Origin of the sequence: Aeromonas sp. HMWF017, from assembly GCF_003061465.1 — a bacterium.
GTDB classification, from domain to species: Bacteria; Pseudomonadota; Gammaproteobacteria; order Enterobacterales; family Aeromonadaceae; genus Aeromonas; species Aeromonas veronii.
This window is the reverse complement of the sequence record NZ_QAJD01000173.1, coordinates 1-5,380: the sequence shown is the minus strand read 5'-3', so window position 1 is coordinate 5,380 and position 5,380 is coordinate 1. Positions and strand designations below refer to the sequence as shown.

Here is a 5,380-nt window from a genome sequence, read left to right as displayed (position 1 = left end):
AAATCGAAGGCACCGAGGCGCATCGCCTCCACCGCCACATCCACCGAGCCGTGGGCGGTGATCACCACCACAGAGCAGGGCAGTTGCTGTTCGGTGATCATCTGCAGAATATCCATACCGGACATATCCGGCAGCTCCAGATCCAGCAGCACCACGGGGGGAGGACTTGCCAGCAACTGCGCCAACGCCTGCTGACCACAATCGGCCAGCACCACTTCGTACCCCTCCTGGCACAGGTACTGTTCATAGACCACCGCCAGACTACGGGTATCTTCCACCAGCAGGACACGCGATTTATTTTCAGCCACTGGACTCATCCTTGTATTTGATTCTGCGATCTATTTTGCCTTATTTTCGCGCGCAAACCCAACGCCAAGACAGCTCTGTTATCCCGCGATTGCAGGGAATACACAAGTAAAAACGGCTCCTTAAGGAGCCGTTTTTCACTACAAGAAAAGATTACTTCTTGGCATCGTCTGCAGTCGGCTTCTCGATAGCCAGCAGCTCAACGTCAAACACCAGCACGGCGTTCGCCGGGATGGAGCCTGCACCGTGCTCGCCATAAGCCAGCTTGGACGGCAGGAAGAACTTGAACTTGGAGCCAACCGGCATCAGCTGAACACCTTCAGTCCAACCCGGGATAACCTGGTTGAGCGGGAAGGTAGCCGGCTCGCCGCGATCGACGGAGCTGTCGAACTTGGTGCCGTCGGTCAGGGTACCGGTGTAGTGAACCTTGACGATATCGGTAGATTTCGGCTTGGCGCCAGTGCCCATCTTCTCGACCACGTATTGCAGGCCGGATTCAGTGCTCTTAACACCCTCTTTCTTGGCGTTGGCAGCCAGGAACTCTTCGCCCTTCTTCAGATTCTCAACGGCATCTTTCTCGGCCTTGGCCTTGGTCAGCTCATTGATCTTGGCGTCATAATCCTGCAGTACCTTCTGGATCTCTTCATCAGTCATCTTGGCTTCTTTGCCCAGACCGTCAGTCACCCCTTTCAGGATCACGGCGTTGTCCAGTTTGATGCCCAGTTCCTGCTGACGCTCCAGGGTATTGGCGATGTAACGACCCATGGAGAGGCCAATTGCGTAGCCAGATTGCTCTTCAAAGCTCTTGGCTTCGGCCTTGGTCGCCTCTGCCGGCTTGCTGGCTTCAGCCTTCACTTCGGCGGTATTGGCCGCAGCAGGCTTCTCGTCTTTTTGGCAAGCAGTCAGACCGACGGCAACGGCCGCCGCCAACAGGGACACCTTCAGAAATTTGTTCATCAGTTTCTCCAAACTCCAAATACCGCTCTCGGTTCCATCGTGAAATGAGAGGTTTATCGTGATAAGCGCCTTATACTAACGCCGTGATCGCAGGTAACAAAAGCGTGAGACCGCAAAAATGATAAAAAGTGCCATTTATCTGGTGAGCCTCTGTTTAATGCTAACCGGTTGCGAGCAGAGCTCCCAACCCAACCAGCAAATGACCCTCGCCAGCACGGGTCTGCTGACCGCAGATCTCTCCAGTGATGGCAAGCAAGCCATCGTCTCCAGCATCAGCCAGGGCATCATCGTCTGGGATCTGGAACAGAACCGTCAACGCTGGCGCTGGAAGCAATCCGACTCGGCGGATGATCTGGTATTCATTACCCGCTTTTCCGAAGGCAACAGCCATGCCGTCACCGCCACCCCCGACACCTTTGCTACCTGGCGGCTGAACGACGGGCAATCACAAGGCTACTACTCACTTCCTGAATCCAGGCTGAGGGACATCGCGCTCTCTGCCGACGGTCGTTATGTGCTGATAGGTCGGGAAGATGGCAAGGCCGAGTGGCTCGATACCCGAAGCGGTCGTCGCCTGCAGTTTCTGGGGCACACCGAACAGGTCAATACGGTGGATCTCTCCGCCAACGGTCGCTACGCCCTGACCGGCGGCAACGACTACAGCGCCTATCTGTGGGACACCCGTAGCGGGCAGGTAATTTGGCGCTTCAACCATGGTGGCCGGGTGATCATGGCCAGACTGGAGCCGAGCGGCCGCTACGCATTCACCGCCGACAGCAGCCGGGCCAGCATCTGGGATCTGAAAACCGGCAAAGAGGTGAGTCAGCTGCAATATGATCACCGCTTCGAGGTCTACACCAGCGCCCGCTTTGCCAACGATGGCAAGTGGCTCATCACTGGCGCCCCTTCCCGTCAGCTCTCCCTGTGGCAAGTGAGCGATGGTGCCCTGCTGCAGAGCTGGCGCGTCTCGCCGCAACCCAAGGTGAAACCGCCCAGCGCAGTGGTCTACGGCGTCGCTTTGCGCGACAATAGCCACCTTGTCAGTGCCAGCTCCAGTGGTCTGGCCGAAATCTGGACAATCAAGTAAGGACCCGAAGGCCCATGAGTCAGCAACTTAACGATCGCATCGAAACCCTGGAAACCCGTCTCGCCTACGCGGAATACACCATAGAGCAGCTCAACGACGAGGTAACCACCCAGGGCCGTGAACTCGATCGACTCAAATACCAGATCCAGCTGCTGATCGACAAACTGCAAAGCGTACAGCCCAGCCAGATTGCCAGCATGGCCGAAGAGACCCCGCCGCCGCACTATTGATGGGTGTGCAATCAACAAGCTGTCTGCTCAAGACCAATAAAAATCCGAAACCGGCAAAACCGGTTTCGGATTTTTTCATCTAAATGACCTGATAGCTGCGACTCAGCGCCTCAGAATCAGCCCGCGTTAACCTTTGTAGATCTTGGGGTTAAACACATCCCGCAGCCAGTCACCCAACAGGTTGATGACCAGCACCAACACCACCAGGCAGATGCCCGGGAAGGCGGTGATCCACCAAGAGCCGGAGAAGATGTAGTTAAAGCCGACGCTGATCAGCGAACCGAGCGAGGGCTGATCAACCGGCATCCCCAGACCAAGGAAGGAGAGCGCCGCCTCACTCATGATAGCGTTGGCCACCTGCACGGTGGAGATAACCAGAATGGGCGACAAACAGTTGGGCAGAATGTGGCGGAACATGATGCGCGGGGCGCGGAACCCCATCACCTTGGCCGCTTCCACATACTCCTTCTTCTTCTCCGCCAGCACAGAGGCGCGCACTGTACGGGCGTACTGCGGCCACTCTGCAATACCGATGATCACCACCAGCATCATGATGGCGAACTTCGAGTAGAACTCGGAGCCAAAGGTTGCCTGAAAGATAGCGGAGATGATGATCGCCACCATCATGGTGGAGAACGACAGCTGCACGTCGGCAAAACGCATCAGCAAGTTGTCGATACGTCCACCGAAGTAACCGGCAATCAGACCGATGACGATACCAAGCACCAGCTGCAGCGCCACCGCAAACAGGCCGATGGTGAGGGAGATACGGGCGCCATAGAGAATGGTGCTCCAGATATCCCGCCCCTGGTTGTCGGTACCGAGCCAGAAACGCTCCTCGCCGCCTTCGAGCCAGGAGGGGGGCAACTCGGCATCCATCAGATCAAAACTGGTCTGGTCATAGACGTTGTGCGGGGCGAGCCAGGGCGCCAGCAGCGCCGCCAGCACAAATACCACGAACACCGCAAAGCTGAACATGGCTACCTTGTCCCGCAGGAAGTAGTAGACGATGTCAGAGTTCTTGAAACGTGCCCAACGGCTTGGGCTTGCAGTTACAGCATTAGTCATCTGTTACCCCTTGGCGGTCAGGTTAACGGTCGGGTTAATCAACCCGTAGAGCAGGTCGACCAGGGTATTGGTCACCACGAAGATCAGTCCCACGAAGATGACGTAGGCGGTGATGAGGGGCGTATCGACCCGGTGGATCGCCTCAAGGAACAGGAAGCCGGTGCCCGGCCACTGGAACACGCTCTCGGTCAGGATGGTGTAGGCCACCATGGTGCCGATCTGCACCCCGCCGACGGTAATGACCGGCAGCATGGTGTTCTTCAGGGCGTGCTGGTAGTAGACCTTGTTGTTGTCCAGCCCCTTGGCACGGGCGAACTTGACGTACTCGGAGGAGAGCTGCTCCAGCATCTCGGAGCGCACCAGCCGGATAAACAGCGGCAGCATGATGGAGGAGAGCGACACCGCAGGCAGGATCAGGTGCTTGATACCATCCCAGGTGAAGAAGCCCGACTCCCAGCCCAGCAGGTTACGGGTCTCGCCGCGACCATAGGCCGGCAGCCAGCCCAGCTGGATGGAGAAGAGGTACATCAGCATGATGGCGGTGAGGAATACCGGGATCGAGATGCCAATACTGCTCCCCGCCATGATGATCTTGGTGGGAATGCTGCGCGGGCGGATCGCCGAATAGACACCGAGTGGAATAGAGACCACCACGATGATGAGCGCGGCGGCAAACACCAGCTCAAGGGTAGCCACCAGCTTGTCGAGGATCACCTCGAGAGCAGGTCGCTTGAAGAAATAGGAGGTGCCCAAATCCCCATGCACCGCATTTTTCAAAAAGCGGCTGTATTTGATGAGGAAGGGATCGTTAAGGCCCATCTTCTCGCGCAACTCGTGACGTTGGGCTTCGGAGACGGATTGTCCCACCAGCTCGCGTAACGGGTCACCCAGGTTGTCCTGGATGGAGAAGGCGACCAGGCTGATGACGAACATCACTATCACGGCCTGATAGAACCGTTTCAGCAGGAATGTAAACATGCTTGTCCTTCTACGTGGCCTGTGTCGTGGCACAGGCTTCTGTTAGTGGGCGGAGTGGCCAACTGACCACCCCGCCCCGTCCTTCCTTGGTACTTCGCTTACTTGCTGACCACCAGGTCACCCAAGTAAGGGAAGTTCATCACGTTGACCACCGGCTTGATGTCGACGTTCTTCTTGGCGCCATAGGCCAGATCTTCCCAGTGCAACGGCACGTAGGCAGCATCTTCGATCAGCATGGCTTCGACCTTCTTCAGCATCTCGGCACGCTTGGCCGGATCGGTCTCGGCGTTGGCATCCATCACCAGCTTGTCAGCTTCGGCGTTGGCATAACCGGCGCAGTTGTACTGACCCATACCGGTCTTGGCATCCTTGGTGAAGGTCAGGAACTCGAAGAAGTTGGCGGTATCTTCGGTGTCGGAGTGCCAGCCGATCATCTGCATGTCCGCGGCGCACTTGTCAAACTCCGGCCAGTACTGGGCCACCGGCATGGTTTTCAGATCCACCTTGATGTTGATCTTGGCCAGCATGGCGGAGACAGCTTGGGCAATCTTGACGTCGTTGACGTAGCGGGCTGCCGGGGAGATGAAGGTCATCTTGAAGCCTTTCTCGTAACCGGCCTCTTTCATCAGCTCCTTGGCCTTAGCCAGATCATACTGGGGTACCAGCGCCTCGTTGTGACCGGCATAGCCTTTCGGGCTCAGCTGACCAGCAGGGGTACCGAAGCCCTTGTTGATCTTCTCGACGATACCCACCT

At 57.1% G+C, this 5,380-nt stretch carries 7 protein-coding genes; 2 read left to right on the top strand and 5 right to left on the bottom strand.

Annotated features, from left to right (window positions below):
• Together DBR30_RS22600 and fkpA are read right to left on the bottom strand one after the other, a co-directional pair.
• On the bottom strand, positions 1 to 308 hold a 308-nt coding region (locus DBR30_RS22600), incomplete at its 3' end, for a response regulator (RefSeq protein WP_258224508.1).
• 151 nt (positions 309 to 459) lie between these two features.
• Positions 460 to 1,263, bottom strand: coding sequence for an FKBP-type peptidyl-prolyl cis-trans isomerase (gene fkpA / locus DBR30_RS19300; RefSeq protein WP_005335283.1), 804 nt, complete (start codon positions 1,261 to 1,263; stop codon positions 460 to 462).
• 118 nt (positions 1,264 to 1,381) lie between these two features.
• Between fkpA and DBR30_RS19295 the strand changes: the two genes are divergently transcribed.
• On the top strand, positions 1,382 to 2,350 hold the full coding sequence (locus tag DBR30_RS19295) for a hypothetical protein (protein WP_021230804.1): 969 nt from the start codon (positions 1,382 to 1,384) through the stop codon (positions 2,348 to 2,350).
• A gap of 14 nt (positions 2,351 to 2,364) precedes the next feature.
• Positions 2,365 to 2,580, top strand: a complete 216-nt coding sequence (locus tag DBR30_RS19290) for a SlyX family protein (protein ID WP_005335285.1) — start codon at positions 2,365 to 2,367, stop codon at positions 2,578 to 2,580.
• A 126-nt stretch (positions 2,581 to 2,706) separates the two neighbouring features.
• Here DBR30_RS19290 and DBR30_RS19285 read toward each other — a convergent pair whose 3' ends face one another.
• The 3 genes from DBR30_RS19285 to DBR30_RS19275 all read right to left on the bottom strand — a co-directional run.
• Positions 2,707 to 3,648 carry an ABC transporter permease gene (locus tag DBR30_RS19285; protein WP_019445927.1) on the bottom strand — a complete coding sequence of 314 codons (942 nt, stop codon included), beginning with the start codon at positions 3,646 to 3,648 and terminating at the stop codon, positions 2,707 to 2,709.
• A 3-nt stretch (positions 3,649 to 3,651) separates the two neighbouring features.
• Entirely contained in the window at positions 3,652 to 4,626 is a 975-nt protein-coding gene (locus DBR30_RS19280; RefSeq protein WP_005343520.1) for an ABC transporter permease, read from the bottom strand.
• Between the two features lie 98 nt (positions 4,627 to 4,724).
• On the bottom strand, positions 4,725 to 5,380 hold a 656-nt coding region (locus DBR30_RS19275), incomplete at its 5' end, for an ABC transporter substrate-binding protein (protein WP_258224507.1).

Excerpts from the sequence above, each read along its gene's own strand:
- fkpA (WP_005335283.1), bottom strand. The coding sequence starts at position 1,263 with ATGAACAAATTTCTGAAGGTGTCCCTGTTGGCGGCGGCCGTTGCCGTC.
- DBR30_RS19295 (WP_021230804.1), top strand. The coding sequence starts at position 1,382 with ATGATAAAAAGTGCCATTTATCTGGTGAGCCTCTGTTTAATGCTAACC.
- DBR30_RS19290 (WP_005335285.1), top strand. The coding sequence starts at position 2,365 with ATGAGTCAGCAACTTAACGATCGCATCGAAACCCTGGAAACCCGTCTC.
- DBR30_RS19285 (WP_019445927.1), bottom strand. The coding sequence starts at position 3,648 with ATGACTAATGCTGTAACTGCAAGCCCAAGCCGTTGGGCACGTTTCAAG.
- DBR30_RS19280 (WP_005343520.1), bottom strand. The coding sequence starts at position 4,626 with ATGTTTACATTCCTGCTGAAACGGTTCTATCAGGCCGTGATAGTGATG.